Origin of the sequence: Micromonospora sp. NPDC048898, from assembly GCF_043198035.1 — a bacterium.
Taxonomy (GTDB): Bacteria; Actinomycetota; Actinomycetes; order Mycobacteriales; family Micromonosporaceae; genus Micromonospora.
In genome coordinates this window covers 38,654-54,240 of the sequence record NZ_JBICUF010000016.1, presented here as the reverse complement: position 1 = coordinate 54,240, position 15,587 = coordinate 38,654, and the positions used below count along the sequence as shown (strand labels likewise).

16 protein-coding genes are annotated in these 15,587 nt (G+C 71.5%); 9 read left to right on the top strand and 7 right to left on the bottom strand.

Going from position 1 to position 15,587, the window contains the following annotated elements; all coding sequences use genetic code 11:
• Positions 1-33: 33 nt before the first annotated feature.
• Complete coding sequence (locus ACGFIQ_RS29855; RefSeq protein WP_393248824.1) at positions 34-531, bottom strand: alpha/beta fold hydrolase; 498 nt, start codon at positions 529-531, stop codon at positions 34-36.
• 22 nt (positions 532-553) lie between these two features.
• On the opposite strand from ACGFIQ_RS29855, the gene ACGFIQ_RS29850 reads away from it, so the two are divergent.
• The gene (locus ACGFIQ_RS29850) at positions 554-1,276 is read left to right on the top strand and encodes a fatty acid desaturase (protein ID WP_393248823.1); all 723 of its coding nucleotides are present in this window, start codon (positions 554-556) and stop codon (positions 1,274-1,276) included.
• Between the two features lie 52 nt (positions 1,277-1,328).
• On the opposite strand, the gene ACGFIQ_RS29845 is transcribed toward ACGFIQ_RS29850, so the two are convergent.
• Both ACGFIQ_RS29845 and ACGFIQ_RS29840 read right to left on the bottom strand, forming a co-directional pair.
• Positions 1,329-2,039, bottom strand: coding sequence for a siderophore-interacting protein (locus ACGFIQ_RS29845; RefSeq protein ID WP_393248822.1), 711 nt, complete (start codon positions 2,037-2,039; stop codon positions 1,329-1,331).
• Positions 2,040-2,216: 177 nt separating this feature from the next.
• Positions 2,217-3,785 (bottom strand): mucoidy inhibitor MuiA family protein, encoded by a 1,569-nt coding sequence (locus tag ACGFIQ_RS29840; RefSeq protein ID WP_393248821.1) that lies wholly within the window; start codon positions 3,783-3,785, stop codon positions 2,217-2,219.
• Between the two features lie 131 nt (positions 3,786-3,916).
• Here ACGFIQ_RS29840 and ACGFIQ_RS29835 point away from each other — a divergent pair, with 131 nt between their 5' ends.
• The 3 genes from ACGFIQ_RS29835 (at position 3,917) to ACGFIQ_RS29825 (ending at position 5,590) form a co-directional block, all read left to right on the top strand.
• On the top strand, positions 3,917-4,582 hold the full coding sequence (locus tag ACGFIQ_RS29835; protein WP_393248820.1) for a GAD-like domain-containing protein: 666 nt from the start codon (positions 3,917-3,919) through the stop codon (positions 4,580-4,582).
• A complete protein-coding gene (locus ACGFIQ_RS29830) occupies positions 4,579-4,935 on the top strand; it encodes a hypothetical protein (RefSeq protein ID WP_393248819.1) in 357 nt (118 codons plus the stop codon). The genes ACGFIQ_RS29835 and ACGFIQ_RS29830 overlap by 4 nt, the downstream gene beginning before the upstream one ends.
• A 79-nt stretch (positions 4,936-5,014) precedes the next feature.
• On the top strand, positions 5,015-5,590 hold the full coding sequence (locus ACGFIQ_RS29825; RefSeq protein WP_393248818.1) for a hypothetical protein: 576 nt from the start codon (positions 5,015-5,017) through the stop codon (positions 5,588-5,590).
• Here the strand turns inward: ACGFIQ_RS29825 and ACGFIQ_RS29820 are convergent.
• Positions 5,562-6,719, bottom strand: a complete 1,158-nt coding sequence (locus ACGFIQ_RS29820; RefSeq protein ID WP_393248817.1) for a hypothetical protein — start codon at positions 6,717-6,719, stop codon at positions 5,562-5,564. The two genes, ACGFIQ_RS29825 and ACGFIQ_RS29820, sit on opposite strands and share 29 nt — an antisense overlap.
• A 159-nt stretch (positions 6,720-6,878) precedes the next feature.
• Between ACGFIQ_RS29820 and ACGFIQ_RS29815 the strand changes: the two genes are divergently transcribed.
• The gene (locus ACGFIQ_RS29815) at positions 6,879-10,562 is read left to right on the top strand and encodes an NACHT domain-containing protein (protein WP_393248816.1); all 3,684 of its coding nucleotides are present in this window, start codon (positions 6,879-6,881) and stop codon (positions 10,560-10,562) included.
• A gap of 32 nt (positions 10,563-10,594) precedes the next feature.
• Here the strand turns inward: ACGFIQ_RS29815 and ACGFIQ_RS29810 are convergent, their stop codons facing one another.
• The gene (locus tag ACGFIQ_RS29810; RefSeq protein WP_393248815.1) at positions 10,595-11,506 is read right to left on the bottom strand and encodes a GNAT family N-acetyltransferase; all 912 of its coding nucleotides are present in this window, start codon (positions 11,504-11,506) and stop codon (positions 10,595-10,597) included.
• 125 nt (positions 11,507-11,631) lie between these two features.
• Between ACGFIQ_RS29810 and ACGFIQ_RS29805 the strand changes: the two genes are divergently transcribed.
• The 3 genes from ACGFIQ_RS29805 to ACGFIQ_RS29795 all read left to right on the top strand — a co-directional run bounded on the left by ACGFIQ_RS29805 (position 11,632) and on the right by ACGFIQ_RS29795 (position 13,345).
• Positions 11,632-12,468, top strand: a complete 837-nt coding sequence (locus ACGFIQ_RS29805; RefSeq protein WP_393248814.1) for a TIGR02452 family protein — start codon at positions 11,632-11,634, stop codon at positions 12,466-12,468.
• Entirely contained in the window at positions 12,461-12,976 is a 516-nt protein-coding gene (locus ACGFIQ_RS29800; RefSeq protein ID WP_393248813.1) for a hypothetical protein, read from the top strand. Before ACGFIQ_RS29805 ends, ACGFIQ_RS29800 begins: the two co-directional genes overlap by 8 nt.
• 114 nt (positions 12,977-13,090) lie before the next feature.
• Positions 13,091-13,345, top strand: a complete 255-nt coding sequence (locus ACGFIQ_RS29795; RefSeq protein ID WP_393248812.1) for a hypothetical protein — start codon at positions 13,091-13,093, stop codon at positions 13,343-13,345.
• A 67-nt stretch (positions 13,346-13,412) separates the two neighbouring features.
• Here ACGFIQ_RS29795 and ACGFIQ_RS29790 read toward each other — a convergent pair whose 3' ends face one another.
• Both ACGFIQ_RS29790 and ACGFIQ_RS29785 read right to left on the bottom strand, forming a co-directional pair.
• Entirely contained in the window at positions 13,413-14,102 is a 690-nt protein-coding gene (locus ACGFIQ_RS29790) for a cation transporter (protein WP_393248904.1), read from the bottom strand.
• 19 nt (positions 14,103-14,121) lie between these two features.
• Positions 14,122-14,466 carry an ArsR/SmtB family transcription factor gene (locus tag ACGFIQ_RS29785; RefSeq protein WP_393248811.1) on the bottom strand — a complete coding sequence of 115 codons (345 nt, stop codon included), beginning with the start codon at positions 14,464-14,466 and terminating at the stop codon, positions 14,122-14,124.
• A 146-nt stretch (positions 14,467-14,612) separates the two neighbouring features.
• Between ACGFIQ_RS29785 and ACGFIQ_RS29780 the strand changes: the two genes are divergently transcribed.
• Positions 14,613-15,533: a cation diffusion facilitator family transporter gene (locus ACGFIQ_RS29780; protein ID WP_393248810.1), complete on the top strand. Its 921-nt coding sequence runs from the start codon at positions 14,613-14,615 to the stop codon at positions 15,531-15,533.
• The last annotated feature ends 54 nt before the right edge of the window (positions 15,534-15,587 follow it).

Below are 15,587 nucleotides of genomic sequence, written 5' to 3'. Positions count from 1 at the left end.
GGCATGCGGACCCGCCCTGGGCAGCCCTCAACGCTACGTCGCACCGGCCGGAAACGACGGCGAAGTAACGGCTTCGTGTCCACCACCACAGCGATCCCTCCCACGAAAACCGATCGGCCGCGACATGGCCGCCCAACACCATCGCCAGCCGCTCGGCAAACGGGGCGTGGCGGAGTCGACGCGGAGCAACTGCGCGACGGCGTCCGGGCGGTCCAGTGGCACGATGTGGCCGCTGCGCGGAACCAGCTCACCGGAAAGGTCGTCGGCGATGGGGGTGAGTTGCCGGTAGAGCAGGTCGCCGACGACGTTGCCGCTGACGGCCAGGGTGGGCGTGGTCAGCCGACCCGCCGCGGAGATCGCCGCCGCGTTCTGCTCGGCGGCGCGGTAGTAGCCGAAGCCGCAGCGCAGCGCCTCTCGACCGGTGTACGCGCTGACGAATGCGTCTCGGATCTCCGGGGGCACCCCCCGGCGTTCGAAGGTGCCGGCCAGGAGGAAGAAGTCGAGGTGTTCGGCCTCGTGGCCTTCGAGCACCGTCTCGGCCAGCCCAGGGGCCGTGTGGAAGCCGAACCACCACGGTGGTGCCGGGAAGCCACCAGGCAGGCCGGGCAGCTTCCTCGGCAAGCTCGGGATCCTGGCCCTGCTCACCGCGGCCGGGGCCACCCTCGCCCTGCGTCCCGAGCCGGTCGCGGTCGTCGCAGGCGTGCTGCTGCTCGCCGCCATGTACACCCACGCGGTCGAGCTCCAACACCAGGCACTGCACCACTCCGCGTTCCGCAGGGCCTGGCCCCACCGCATCCTGGTCGTACTGAGGGACGTCGTCCGCAGCGCTGCCGGCCGGTGGAACTACGAGTTCGGCGACATCAGCCCGAAGATGCGGCGTCACGTCGTGCAGGAGCACCTTGTCCAGGGCGCCGCGGTTCTCACCGCCACCGGTCTGGCCCTCGCCGGTCTCGGCGAATATGTGTTGCTGCTCTGGGTGCTGCCCGTCGTCGCCGCCGTGCCGATGCACTTCCTCGTTGAGCTGCCCGAGCACATTCTCTGCGACACCGAGACCACCGACGTGCTGCACAACACCCGTTCGATCCGCGGTAGCTGGTTGAGTACCTGGTACACCAACGGCAACAACCTGCACATCGAGCACCATGCCGCGATGAGCGTACCCATCAACCAGCTCCCCGCCCGGCACGAGGAGACGAGGCGGTTCGCCAGACACGTCGAGCGGACGTACACCGACTTCTACCGCACGCTGTGGCAGGCGCTGCGCGCCCCGAAGTAGCACCCCGAGCAGCCGCGAGAGGACCGCGGGACCGCTGCGCGGCCTGCGCGGATCAGTCGAGGCCGGTGCGGCCCTCGGCCCAATACGCCTTGCCCATGACCTGTCGGGGTCTCCGCTCCCACCCACGGCTGTCCCGCCGCACCGCGTGCACCGTCGCCGCGTCGCCGGTGACGACGAGGGTGTACGGCGCCTGGACGGCCGCTGTGCGCCCGTGCTGGAGAAGCTCGACCCGGTCGGCGTCCTTCCCGACGACCGCCACTCGTTCGGTGATCCCCAGTTGGGCGAGTACGTCGGTGAGCGCGCGGGGATCGCGTGCCTCGAAGACGTACGACGTCTCGGCGGGAATGGTGCGCAACGCGTGGGCGAGCGCCACGCTCGTCTCGTCCCCGACGAAGAGCACGGGACCGGTGGCCCCGCGCAGGTCGAGGGAGCGCCGTGGCCCGAAGACCGCACAGGTCTGGCCCTCTGTCACCCGCTCGAACCACTGCGCCGCCGGACCGTTTCCGTGCGTGTACACGACCAGCTCCGTCACACCCCGGTCGGCGTCCCAACTCGTGGGTGTGTAGGTGCGCAGGCTCATCGAGCCGCGCCGGGGGCGGAGCTGGAGTTTCGCTCCGGGCACCCAGGTCGCCTTTCGGAACGCCTCGGCCGACAGCGTCATCCGAACGAACTCGGGGGAGAGGTGGCTGAGGCCGGTGACGTCGGCGTTGTCCAGCATGACGCCACTGGCGAGGTCGGCCAGGCGTTCGGCGAGTCCGGGCATTTGGTCCTCAATTCAGGCGTTGTCGTGGTGTCGTTCATCGGCGTGAGCGCCATGCCGGCGCAGGCGTGGGTCCCCGAGTGCCCTGTCGATTCGGAGTGTGGCGGTTGCGGTGAGGGCGGCGGCGGCAGCACCCCGCCCACCCCCGACCTACAACCCTCCGACCACGAGATGCGGTGTCTACTCCCGCCAGCCGGTCAGCTCCACCCCCTTGGCCAGCTCCACCCGGAAGCCGATGCTGATCTCAGCGCTGTCGCCCGGCGCGAGCGACAGCCGCCAGGCCAGCTCTCCCAGCTCCGTACGCTCCGCCGGTGCCGGCGCCAGGTTCGTCTCCCGCACCACCACCGCCTCGTCGCGGGACACCGGCAACTGGTCGCGTACCTCGACCGTCGCCGACCGCGGCGTGTGGTTGGCGACGGTGATCCGGTAGTCCACCTCCCGCCGCCGCGTCGACCCGAGCGCGGCCCTGGTCTCCGAGCGCCGGTGCAGCTTCCGCTCCACCCGCAACCGGTCGTCGACCCCGAGCCCCAGCTCGATCTCCTCGCCCGGCGCCCACATCGGCAGCCCGGTGGCCGCGACGAAATCGGCGCCGTGGAAGACCGCCGCCGGACCGGGCAGCATCGTGTGCTCCGACGTGTTGCGTACCGTGGCACGCAGGTGCGCCTCGGCGGCGCGGACCGGCACGGTCACGTGGTCCAGTCGGGTTGGCAGCTCCAGCACGGCGATGGTGGCTCGGTGCGCGCTGCCGTCGGCCGGCACCGCCGCCGGCCGGGCCGGCCGATAGGTGGCCGCGCTGACGCCCTGTTCGACCTGGGCGACGCTCTCCTGCAACCGTTGCCGGGGCGCCGCGGACGGGGCCGGCGCCCCACCCGGTGCCGGGGGCGGCATCCCGACCGGCATGGCCGCCGCGGCGCCCGCGACCGGCATCGGTCGAAGCCGGTCGAGATACCAGGGCGACAACTCGGGTACGACTGTCGTCGCCGCTGGCCGGGCGGTCGAGAGCCGGAGCTCGCACTCCGGCCAGTCCTCTCCGGTGCTCTGGCTGACCAACCCGAACCAGGTGACGGTCATCGTGTCCTCGACCAGCCGCAGGTCATAGGAGGGCTGCCACACCGCACCGTCGACCAGATAGGTCAACTCCAGCTCCACCTCCGCGTCGTCGGCCGCCACCGAGACCGTCACCTCGGCGGCCAACCGGTCCGGCGTCCGCTTGCCACGCGCGGCGTTCAGGTCGCGCTCGACCGCGGCCACCTCCGCGGCCAACTCGGTGCGCCGCCGAGACAGTCCGCGCCGCCGGCCGCGTGACTCGGCCAGCTGACCGGCCACCGAGTCGCTGAAGGCCGCCACGTCGGTCGGCGCCGCGTCGCCGGAGGCCAACGCACGGGCGTACGTGCCACCGGCTCGCTCGGCCAACCGGGTGAGGAACTCCCCGCGCTGTTCCTCGATTTCGTCCGCGTCCGAGACCTCGGCCAACTCGTCGACCAGCTCGCGGCGTCGCTGTTCGAGGTCGACGATCTGCGGGTCGGCGCTGCGGGCCTGCCGCCAGGTGGTCACGTCCACACCGAGCACCGTGGCCGCGCCCCGCCCACCGACCCGGATGGAGTCCCGCCGCAGGCCGAGTGGGAGTGGCGCGACGCGTAGACGGTGCTCGCCGGCGGTGAGCCGAGGGCTGCCCCGGCGGGTGACCCGGGCCCGGTCCGGGTAGACGGTGACGCCGACGATGGGTGCGTCGATCTCGGTGCTCTCCACGGCGCGAGGGTAGTCCAAACGCCACGTCGTCTTCGACGCGCGGCACCGTACGCTGCTGCCCGTACTCGCTGGACCTGTGGTGTTCTGGTCGGGCAGGCAGTTGATTCGCGGTACGAGGAAAGGGCGACGCGATGGCGCATGGTGACGTAGCGGAATTGGCTGAGATCTGGGGACCTCCCACCTGTTCCGCTCCGGTCCGCGCTGATCGGCTGGCTCAGTTTGCCGGTGTCGTGCCCGATCTGCTGCTGGCGTGTTGGCGTGAGTACGGATTCGCCGGCTTTGGCGACGGATCGTTCTGGTTGTGTGATCCGGAGGTGTGGCAGCCGGCGGTCGACGCGTGGACAGACGGCCTCGAGCTGCCGAGAGAGGAACGATGGGTCGCGGTGAGCCGCAGTGCGTTCGGCGACCTGCAGGTGTGGGGGCAGCAGACGGGTTCGCGGTTGACGATCAGTGCGCACCACGGGTGGGTGATCCCTTCCGATCATTCCGGCCGCGCGCTGTCCGACGATGGCCGCGATGACCGGCTGTACACGCTGTTGATGTGCCAGGACCGCCGCAGTGTCGACCTTTACGGTGCCGACAGGGGGCCGTTGTTCGAGCGGGTACGCGCACTGCGTGGCCCGGTGGGCCCGGACACCATCTACGGCTTCGTCCCGGCCCTGGGTCTCGGCGGGGCGCTGCGTCCCGAGCGGGCCGAGATCTTCGACGGCCCCGTCCACCTGGAGTTGCTCGCGGAGCTCTCCGAGCGTCGCGTCGTGGACAAAGAGGACCTGCTGCACATGTGGATCGGTAAGTGACCGGCCCAGGCGCTGCCGAGGATCCGACGGCAGTTGAGCACCCACCGAGCACGGCCGCGCCGCGGGTGCCCGTCGAACAGCCGAGCGGACCGGCGTTGACGGTGTGGCGGCCGGTGCGGGCCACCGAGACGGGCCTGAGTGGACGCCCCGCGCGCCTCCTGACCAGTGAGCCGACCGACGACGCGGGATGGCCGGCCGACCTGCCGGCCGACGTGCTGGACGTGGTCATCGTCGAGGACACTCCCGGCCCGACAGCCACTCTGAAGGTGCGGACCAGCGGGAACGCCGCGCCGAGGACCGCGCGGGTCAGGTTTGACCAACTCGCTGTGCACGACCCGTTCGGAGGAGGGTGACCGCCGTCGCGCGACTGCCGGATCGGGGTGACAACGGGCGGTAGGGTGAGTTACCGATCACTATGAACGGTGGTGCCGGTTGAGTCTGATCCAGGCGGGTGTCACCGCGGCGACGACGATGCTGGCGGTCCTGATCGGCGGGTGGCTCACCGTCCGGGCCCAGGACCGGCTGTGGCGGCGCGACCAGGATCGCCAGTGGCGTGACATCCGGCTGAGGGCGTACACCGACTTCGTCGGCGCGGTCCGGGAGTACGTGGCCTTCGTCCTCAACCCGGCAGCCCGCATCACCGCGGTGCCGCGCCCGCGTGCTCCCGGTGATCTCATGCCGTTCTTCGACGAGGAGGGCAGCCGCTACCGGGAGCGGCTGGAGAGCACCAAGACCGCGCTTCGGCTGGTGGCCGGCCAGGTTGAGGTGGTGAGCGGCTCGTCGGAGCTGGTGCGCCAGGCCCGGCTGTTGGCGTCCGCGCGGGCAGGCAGCGGCATCGAGGCGTTGCCCGCCGATCGGTTCGACGCCTTGTGGCAGGCCGAACGCCGGTTCATCGACGTGGCCCGGGCCGAACTCGGTCTGCCCTCCGCGTTCGCGCCAGGACCGGTGAGCGCCCAGTTGCCGCCCGACACCGAACGTCTCATCGGCCTTCGTCGAAGGACCGGATGATGTGCGGGGCGAAGACCTCCCGGCGGACATGGGTGAAGCTGGGCCGGAGCAGAGCGTGCGGGGAGCGGGCACGCTCGATGAGATAGCGGTCCCGAAACTTTCGCTCGAAGGCGCGCAGCCGAGGACGGCACCCTCGCTCGTCCCAGCGCAGGTCCAACAGGGGGAGCAGGATCGTCTGCAGGAAGCCCGGGCAGTAGCAGTCGGCGTCGTCGAACTGGCAGGCGGTGGTCGACCGCAGCCAGCCCGAGGCTGCCTCCGTCAGGTCCGCGAGGACCGGAAGCTCGCGTCCCGCGAAGGTGCGCGGCAGGTCGGGACGGGTGGTCCTGGTGTCCCGGTAGGCGCGGACCGTCCGCACCCCGCCTACCGTGCTCCGCTCCAGTGTGGGGCTCGACTCCACCAGCGCGTAGCCGAGGACCCGCTCGGTGATCAGGTGCAGGCTGAGCGGATAGTCACCGGGAAGCCCCGCTCCGACGAGCATCGAGTCGTCCCGATCGGTCCACAGCCGGATCTTGTGGCTCAGGATGGTGCGGCCGTCGTCGTACCGGTCGCGGAACAGCCCGGCCCGGGTCCGCAGCAGTTCGACCGAGGCTGGGGCGACGCCGGGGAGGCCGCCCAGCCGGTCCGCGACGACGGCGGCGGCCGCGGCTGTCTCGATCACGATGACGAAGTCCAGGTCGGAGGTCGAGCGCACGTTGTAGAAGGGTCCGTAGCTGGTGGATCCGCAGAGGATGCCCGACGTCCCCGTACCGGCGAGGGCGTCCTCGATCCGCCACGCGTCGCGCAGGCGCCGAGCGGTCTCGACCGCGGCTTCGAACAGCGCGGGCAGCGGCTCTCCCGGCGCGGCCCGGCCAGGGCCGTAGTGCCGGCGGAACAAGCCGACGTCGAACACCTCGTCTCGGGAGACCTCGGCGATCACCGCGAGCACGTACGCGACGAAGCGGTCCTCCCGTCCGCGGAAGTCACCCACCAGACCGGTCAGGCACTCCGCCAGGGCGTCGCGGAGTTCGGCGGGCAGGAACGGCAGGTGCCTCGCCTGTTCGATCAGGGCGCGTAGCCGGCTCAGGTCGGTGGTCGCGTACGCGGACGCCAAGATCTCACCGACGCTGTCGAGCTGCTGTGGTCTACCCACCTCGGCCTCCTCGTCCTGGGGTTCGACGAGAGCAGGCTCGGGCCGCCGCAGGCCGTCTCGCACACCGGCGAGACGCTCGATTCGGCGTTGTCGCCCGTCAGTGGCCGCGGCGATAGCATCCGGAGGCGAGACGCCACGAGACGCACGAGACGAGGCGACATGACGGGCCTTGACCCGGTGCGCGAAGCCGTCCACCACTTCCTCCGCCACTGGGAGCCGCGCAGCGCGACATCGCTGATGGCGAAGGCGGCACCACAACTCGACCGGCGCGGGATCCCCGGCGGACGTAGCGCGAAGGCGCTCAGCGCCTGGAAGACAGGCCGCCAGCGACCCCTGCCGGGAGCCCTGCTCGTGCTGCGAGATGTCGTCGGTTGCAAGTGCAGAGACGAGTACAGCGGGTTCCCGCTGTTCGGCGAGGCGACGTTGACGGCCATGCTCACGACGACCCGGAGCGTCGACGCCGACCTGACGGAGGCCGATCTCGCGGCCGTCGACCGGGTGGTGGCGCTCAGCTCGGCAGCCGCCGAGGATTGCGACGTCGTGGCCGACGGGTTCCGGCTGAGCGACGTCTACGTGCGGCGCGACGTGGAGCAGACAATCGCCGAGTTGATCCGGCCCCGGTCGTTGATCGCCCTGCGCGGTGAGGCTGGCTATGGCAAGACCGCGCTGATGTGGCACCTCCATCAACGGCTCGGCGAGGCCGGCCGGCTGGCCCTGCTGATTCCCGCCACGGCACTGCTGCGAGGTGCGCGCGGCGATCGGGACGCCGGTGCCGTCACCGTGAGCGAACTGTGGACTGCGCTGCGGGCAGCGGTCCGGCATCGGCGGGACCCGGTGCTGCTTGTCGACACCATTGATCTGCTGACCCACAGCGAGGAAACCCGGGTCGAGGTGCGGCGGCTGATGCGCACCGCGGTCGAGTGTCGGGTGCCGATGGTGGTGGCGTGCCGGCCGGCCGAGGCGGCACTGCTGCACCTGGACCAGGACGGCGACGAGTCGTACGGCGTACCGATCCGTCCGATGTACCTGAGCGCGTTCAACGAGCGGGAACGCCGGGAGGCGATCGAGTCGTACGCCTTGTCCGCCTACCCCGACGACGGCGGCACGGTGATCGCCGTCGTGCAGGACGCCCAGGTCCGCGGCCGTCCCCTGCGCGAGGTGGTGGCGAACCCGCTGACCCTGCGCATGCTCTTCGAACTGTATGCCGGCGACGGTGAGCGCCCGAACAGTGACGTCGACAGCATCGGTCTCTACAACCTCATGTGGCAGCGGAGGGTGGTGACCGACCGGCGGGACCGGGCGACCCCGGGCGGCGGCCCCGATTTGAGCCGAGTTGTCGAGCAGACCGCCCTCGCCATGCTGAGCGCTGGCCGGATCGCTCTGCGGCACAGCGAACTCACCGCCTGGTTGGACGGCATCCGCCCGGTCGACGAGGCGCTCAACCTGCTGGTCGCCCGCGCACTCGTCACCCAGCGCCGGGAGTCGCCATGGCTGTGGTTCTGGCATCAGACCTGGTTCGAGTACACGGCGGCCCGAGCCATCGCCCGGCGGGGCGAGATGACCGCGGCGAAGCTGGGCCGGTTCGTCGCTGAGGAGCCGTACGACCTGTTCTACGGCGAGGTCGCCAGCCAGCTGGTGCTGCTCGCCGGACGCACGCCGCTTGTGGAACGGGACCCGGCGGAGCGGCTGCTCGCTGCGTGGCTCGTCGACGGCAGCCCCGGGCTACCGGCGCTCGCCCTGCGCACGTACGCCCGCTTCCGGGAGCCGTCGGCGGAACTGCGAGCGCACGCCGCAGGGGCGTTGCGTGCGGCCGACGACCGGGTGACCAAGGACTTCCTGCGCCTTCTCCCGTCGGTCAGCCATCCCGACTCCGAGCGGTGGTCCGCCGACCTCGCGGTCGCCTGGGAACGGGTCAGGGCACGCCTCGTCGTGCTCGACGCGTTGACCCGGTTGGCGGCCGCCGATCCCTGGGCGGCCCGGCGTTTCGTCATCGAGCACGGGTGCGTCGACTGGTTGCTCAGCCGGCCGGTGAAGCAGTGGCGCGATCATGACAGTCCGCACCTCAGCCTGCTCTCCGCGGTCGCCGGGGTGGACCCTCGGTGGGCCGCCGAGCAGGCGATGCGGTTCTGGCAGCCGCTCGCCGCCGAGGGGATCGTGGGCGGGCTGGCCGACATCGTCGCCTTCGTGGCCCGCCACGACCCGGCCGGTGGCACACCGGGCGAGGAGTATCGCCGCACGATCGCGGCGGCGCTGCTCGCTCCGCCGAGCGACGAGTCCACGGTGGAGTTACAGATCGCGTACGCCGACCTGGTGACGGCGGCCGATGATCTGCCGGCCGATCCGGAGGCCGCGTTGCGCGACACGTTGCGCGACGATACCGGCGGAGAGACATGGCGCCGAGCCTGCCTGCGTGTGGTCGGCCGCGCGGCGTTCACCCTGCCCGAGCCCGACGCCTTCCTGGCGGCGCTGCTCGACACCCGGAATCCGGCCGAGGCGAGCCACCGCGCGACGGTGCTCGCCGAACTGTTGCGCGGGCCCCGTGGGACCGTGGCCGAGCCGCCGATCACCCGGCTGGTACGGGTGGCGAGCCGGTTGACGCTCGGGTCGGAGGAGGCGGATGCCGCCCGGGTCGACCTCTTCGTCACCGCGGTCGGCTACGCCAGGCTGGATGGGGCGGTACTCGCCCGGATCCTGCCGGACGCCGACGCCGACCCCCGGGCCTGGTTCGGCCAGTTGCGCCCGTTGCTGGTGGAGGCGGCCGCGTCCGGCGGGGGCGGCGCGGAGGCTGCCCTGCGATGGGCGGTCACCGCTGAGGCAGCGGATTACGTCTCCGCCAGGCAGTTGCGTGATCTCGGCTCCGGCCTGCGTGACCGGGTGGAGAACGCGCCGCGGCTGCTGACGTACCTGGTCGGGATCGCGCGGGTGACAGGCAACCCGGCGTCGCTCGTGTTCGCCCTTGACCGGATACCCGCGGACGTGTCGGCCGACCAAGCCGGAGTGCTCGAAGACGTCCGGGCGCTGCGGGACGAACTGGTGGCGCAGCCTGAGCCGCATCAGAGTGCCCAGGGGTACATGCTGTGGCGGGCCCTGGTTCGCAACGGCATGGACACCCCGCCCAAGCCGGACCGGCTCGCCAGTCTCCTGTCCGCCCGGGCCGCCCCGCTGCGCCAAGCGCTGTTGGGCCTGGCGATGGAGGCCGTGGAGCGGGACGCCTGGCCGGAGCAGGACGTGTCCAGCCTGACCACGGCGCTGTCCCGATACCTCGACGACAACGACCGGCAAGCCCGTCAGGTTCTCGTGGGGCTGCTGTCGCGGACGGCTTCGTTGTCGCCCAATCCGGGCGAGCGGGCGGACCACGCGTCTCAGGCCATCGAGTATGTCTTCGCGGCGGGCTACGACGTGCGAACCAAGGAGGGCCTGCACGATTTCACCCCGTGCGTGACGGTGCTCGGCCGGCTTGTCGAGCGCCTGCTCGTGGTCGACCAGCGGCACGCCGCGCAGGTGTTGATCACCATCGTTGACCGGCTGCACGCCCTGCATCCCGAACCGGCGCACTGGCGGCAGACGCTGGCGGTCAAGTGGCGTTACGCCGTGACCGCGCTGGTCGAGGCGCTGCCCGGCGACGATCGGCGTACGCTCGCCGAGCATCTGCTGCGTCGAGATCCGTACCTGGTCGCCGACGCTCTCCTGGCCTGTGTGACGCGGGAGCAGGTGGTGGCGCCGTGGATTCTCGGTCTCACCGAGGAGCTTCCCGACACCGCTCGCGGCCGTCTGCGGTCCAAGCTCTTCGTGGCGGCCAGGGAGAGGAGCACGCGCAGGTTTCCGGTTCCCGTCGCCGGCTGACGACCGGCGGGCGATCTCGCCGCACTACGCCGTCAGTGGACGATGACCAGGTTGGCCATGTCGACGACCGGCCGGTAGCCGAGGGCGGCGTAGATCTTGTTCGAGGTCGGGTTGGCCTGGTCGGTGAACAGGCAGGCCCGCGCGCCCTCGGCCTGGATCCGCCGGGAAACCTCGGCGACCGCGTTGCTGGCCCAACCACGTCCGCGCTGGGCCGGCGGCGTGTACACCGGGCCCAACCGGGCCACCCCGAACGACGGCGGGTTGGCCCCGGTGAGGTGCACGGGCTCCCCGGCCTCGTCGACCCAGAACCACAGCCGTCCACCCCGGATCCGGCGCAGCAGCTCCGCGTGGTCGGGCACTTCGTGCGCACTGGTACCGCGCGGACGGCCCGCCTGTTCGTCGGCGTCGCCCGCGAACGCGGCGCACCACTCGGTGACCAGTGCCACGTCGGCCTCGGTCGCGACCACCAGGCCGCCCGGCACCGGCGACGGCCACGCCAACTCGCCGAGCTCGTGCAGCCGGGTGTGCTGGGTGACCTGGACTCGACCCCCGCCGAGCCGGGTCAGCTCGGCGGCGCACAGGTCAGCGGCGGGCAGGGCCCCGTTGACCCCGAGGACCTCCTCCTCGCGCTGGTGTAGCACGTGGGCCAGCGCGACGGCCGCCTCGTCGGGCATGGGCAGCAGGAATGGCGGGTAGGGAGCGTACGGCGCCGTGCGCATCCCGGCACCGACCACCGTGCCGGAGTCGTCGCTGACCACGAGCCACCAGTTGCGGTCGGGCTGTCCGATCCCCTCGGCCCGTTGCGACAGCAGACGGTGCGTTATGGAGGTCACGACCGTGCTGACGACCGGATCGGCGCCCAGGTAGTCACCCGCAGCGGCCAGGAACTCGCCCGGGTCGGTGTGGAACCGCAACCGCAGCCCGGCAATCGGAACGGTGCTCATCCGCGTACGCTAGCCACCGCCCCGCCCCGGTGACACCGATATTCGGGCCGGGTTGCCGGTCGGGGCGCGACTGCTAGCGTCGTCATCGTGATGAACGAGGGCCGTGGCACGGACGGGTACGCCGGGTGAGCGACCGTCTCCGCGAGATCGCCCGGCAGACTGTCGCAATCGCTGATTCGGGGCGCTATCGCAATGGCGCCGGTGACGAGGTCGGCGTGGGCGAGGGCGTCCGCGTCGCGGTCGCCGGCACTCGTCTGCACCCGCCGGACGAGGCGCTCGCGGCGGGAGACGCGGAGCCGGGCGGAGGCAGGGTGGAGGTGACGGACGAGTCGACGTTGCGGGCAGCCCGTCGGCTGGCGCCCGGAGCGGCCTGTCTGGTGTTCGCCTCGGCGAAGAGCCCGGGTGGTGGCTTCTTGAGCGGAGCGGAGGCGCAGGAGGAGAGCATCGCCCGCTCCTCGGCGTTGTACGCGTGTCTCCGTGCCGCCCCGGAGTTCTACGCGTTCCACCGCGACCAGCGGGACCTGCGGTACAGCGACCGCGTCATCTTCTCCCCGGACGTGCCGGTGTTCCGGGACGACGAGGGCAGTCTGCTCGACCAGCCGTACACGACGTCGTTCCTGACCGCCGCGGCGCCGAACCTGGGCGCGATCCTCCGCGAGCAGCCCGAACACGCTGCGGGCGTGCCGGCGGTGCTGGCCCGGCGTGCCCGCCGGGTGCTGGAGGTCGCCGCCGCGCACGGACGTCGGACGTTGGTGTTGGGCGCGTGGGGATGCGGGGTGTTCCGCAACGATCCCGCTACGGTCGCCGACGCCTTCGCCTACGCGCTGCGCGAGGTCGACCGCTTCGACCACGTGGTGTTCGCCATCCGCGACAACGTGCCGGGAAGACCGGTGTACCGCACGTTCGTGGAACGCTTCCCGGGCACCGCCGCGGATCCGACGGTGGGGAGCGGGCGTGGCTGAGCGGCACGGATCCACGCCCTCGTCGCGAGACGAAGCTGTGCGGGAGCAGCAGTCGACCTTCGATGCGACGCTGACCCGTATCAACCACGGTGTGCAACTGCATCATCATCAGGGCCAGCGTGCGGCTGCCCGCGACCTGTTCACGCAGATCTGGGACGAGATCGGCGGGGACCGCGGCGATCCTCTGCACGTCTGCGTCCTCGCACACTCGATGGCCGACGTGCAGGACGACGTCGAGCAGGAGCTGATCTGGGATCAGCGAGCGCTGGCGGCGGCCGACGTGCTCACCGATGCCCGCCTGGCGCAGGCTGGGGTGCCGATGTCGGTGGCAGGTCTGTATCCGTCGTTGCACCTCAGCCTGGCCGAGTGCTATCGCAGGATCGGCGATCTCGACCGGGCCCGTGAATACCTCAGGCGTGCCCGGGCGGGGATCGGTGCGCTCGGCGACGACCAGTACGGGCAGCTGATCAGGGGCGGCCTGGACCGGCTGACCCAGCAGCTGACCTAGACGCGCGCCGCCTTTGGTCACCCGGCGTGGGAGGTGACCGGAGCGGACGGTACGGGGGCAGGGCCTCGTGGTGGGTGGGCAGCGGCCGGCCGGCGATACGCGGACAATGGGGGGATGAAGCGAGACGTACGCCTGATGCGGTTGACCGGGACGCGCGCCGACGGCGCGGTGGCGACGGGTGCGCGGGCCGCGGGAGCGGCGTCGGCGGGTGCCCTCGCCGTGGGGGCGCTGGCGGTCGGGGCCGTGGCCGTGGGGGCGCTGGCCATCGGACGGCTGGCGATCCGCCGGGCGGTCGTGCGGGAGCTGCGTGTCGGCCGGTTGGAGATCGACGAGTTGGTGGTGCACAGCCGACCCACCGCCGAGGGATGACCGTCACCTGACGGCAGCACACCCGCCGGCATCGCCGCCCCGGCACGCGGTCGTCTTGGAGGTCCGCTCAGCGCTTGTCGGTGGTGCAGCACCCGTCGTCGCATCCGCTGGCGTCGCCAGCGGGGGAGCGCAGGGCAGCGCCGGGGGCGCAGCAGTTGTCGCCGCGCCAGGCTTCGCGGCCTTCCTTCACCGCGACCGCGGCGATGATCAACGCGGCGGCGGGGTCGGCCCACCACCAGCCGAACAGCGAGTTGACCGCGAGCCCGACCAGCAGTACCGCCGAGAGGTACGTGCACAGCAGTGTCTGTTTGGAGTCCGCGACGGCCGACGCCGAGCCGAGTTCGCGTCCGGCGTGGCGTTGCGCGGCCGACAGGACCGGCATCACCGCCAGGGACACCGCGGCCAGGACGAGGCCGATCGTGGAGTGCTCCGCGCGGTCCGCGCCGACGAGGGCGCGCACCGATTCGACTGTCACGTACGCGGCGAGGGCGAAGAACGACAACGCGATGACGCGCAGCGCGGCGCGTTCCCGGCGTTCGTGATCGGGTCCGGAGAACTGCCAGGCGACGGCGGCGGCGGAGGCCACCTCGATGACGGAGTCGAGCCCGAACCCGATCAGCGCGGTCGAGGAGGCCATCCTGCCGGCGGTGATCGCCACGACTGCCTCGACGACGTTGTAGGTGATCGTCGCGGCGACGAAGAGGCGCACCCGCCGGATCAGGAGCGAGCGGCGGGCCGGCGACGGGGCGACCGACATCAGCACGGTGGCGCGTCCATCAGCAGCACCCCTCGGACTCGGCGGCCGGGCAGGCGGCCGGATCGACGGCCAGGACCAGGCCGAGGAGGTCTCCGAGGGCGTGCGCGAGTCGGGCGTCAGCCAGTTCGTAGCGGCTACGCCGGCCTTCGGGCACCGCGACGACGAGGCCGCAGCCCCGCAGGCACGCCAGGTGGTTGGACAGGTTCTGCCGGCTCGTGCCCAGCAGGTCGGCGAGGTCCGCCGGGTAGCCGGGCCCCTCGCGCAGAGCGAGCAGGAGCCGGGCGCGGACCGGGTCGGACAGGGCGTGACCGAAGCGGGCCAGGACCTGCCCGTGCGTCAGAGTCTCCACCACGCAACAGTACATCGCCTGATGAATAAACAAAATGCTGAACTATTTGGTCATGAGCCTTGACGTGCCTTGAGCCAATCATCTTAGTATGCGCATGTGAGCATGATTTCCGATCTGATCGCCCGGTGCGACGGTGCCGGCATCGCGAGGGAGACCCACTGATGGGCCACGACCACGGCCACAGCCACCAGGTGACGGCGACCGGGCGACACCGCCGAGCACTGGCCGGCGTACTCCTGGTGTCGGTGTTGATCTTTGCGGTTGAAGTCGTCGGTGCGGTCGTCACCGACAGCCTCGCGTTGCTCGCCGACGCCGGGCACGTGCTGGCCGACGCCAGCGGTGTGGCCCTCGCTCTCGGCGCGGCCATGCTCGCCGCCCGCCCGGCGACCGGGCGGCGCACCTTCGGCTGGGCGCGGGCGGAGATCCTCGCCGCCGCCGTCAACGGCCTGATCCTGGCCGGGATGGGCGTCTATGTCTTCGTCGAGGGCGTCCGGCGTCTGTTCGAACCGGTCGACGTGCGACCCGGCGGCATGGCCGTCTTCGCCGCGATCGGTCTGGTCGGCAACCTCGTCGGGGTGGCGTTGCTCTACCGGGCCCGCGACGCGAGCCTCAACATGCGCGGCGCATTTCTCGAGGTCGCCACCGACACCGCCACCTCCGTCGGCGTCCTCGCCGCCGCCGCGGTCATCGCGCTGACCGGCTTCACCCGCGCCGACGCGATGGTGTCCCTGCTCATCGGCCTCGTCATCGCCCCCCGTGCGCTGCGGCTGCTGCGCGACGCGGTCAACATCCTGCTCGAAGCGGCCCCCGCGGAGGCCGACCTCGAACAGATCCGCCGGCACATCACCGACGTCGACCACGTCCTTGGCGTGCACGACCTGCACGTGCACACCGTGACCTCGGGGCTGCCGGTTCTCACCGCGCACGTCGTCGTCGACGACTCCTGCTTCCACGACGGCCACGCCCCACAACTGCTCGACGCCCTGCAGACCTGCCTGGCCGGGCACTTCGACGTCGAACACTCCACGTTCCAGCTCGAACCGGCAGGCCACGTCGATCACGAACACCCCACTCACCCCTGAACAGCGCGGATCGAGGCCCCTGCTTGACCGGCGCCCAGGTCGCTGGCGCGCAGC

Excerpts from the sequence above, each read along its gene's own strand:
- ACGFIQ_RS29780 (WP_393248810.1), top strand. The coding sequence starts at position 14,613 with ATGGGCCACGACCACGGCCACAGCCACCAGGTGACGGCGACCGGGCGA.
- ACGFIQ_RS29815 (WP_393248816.1), top strand. The coding sequence starts at position 6,879 with ATGACGGGCCTTGACCCGGTGCGCGAAGCCGTCCACCACTTCCTCCGC.
- ACGFIQ_RS29795 (WP_393248812.1), top strand. The coding sequence starts at position 13,091 with ATGAAGCGAGACGTACGCCTGATGCGGTTGACCGGGACGCGCGCCGAC.
- ACGFIQ_RS29790 (WP_393248904.1), bottom strand. The coding sequence starts at position 14,102 with ATGTCGGTCGCCCCGTCGCCGGCCCGCCGCTCGCTCCTGATCCGGCGG.
- ACGFIQ_RS29810 (WP_393248815.1), bottom strand. The coding sequence starts at position 11,506 with ATGAGCACCGTTCCGATTGCCGGGCTGCGGTTGCGGTTCCACACCGAC.
- ACGFIQ_RS29845 (WP_393248822.1), bottom strand. The coding sequence starts at position 2,039 with ATGCCCGGACTCGCCGAACGCCTGGCCGACCTCGCCAGTGGCGTCATG.
- ACGFIQ_RS29785 (WP_393248811.1), bottom strand. The coding sequence starts at position 14,466 with ATGTACTGTTGCGTGGTGGAGACTCTGACGCACGGGCAGGTCCTGGCC.
- ACGFIQ_RS29835 (WP_393248820.1), top strand. The coding sequence starts at position 3,917 with ATGGCGCATGGTGACGTAGCGGAATTGGCTGAGATCTGGGGACCTCCC.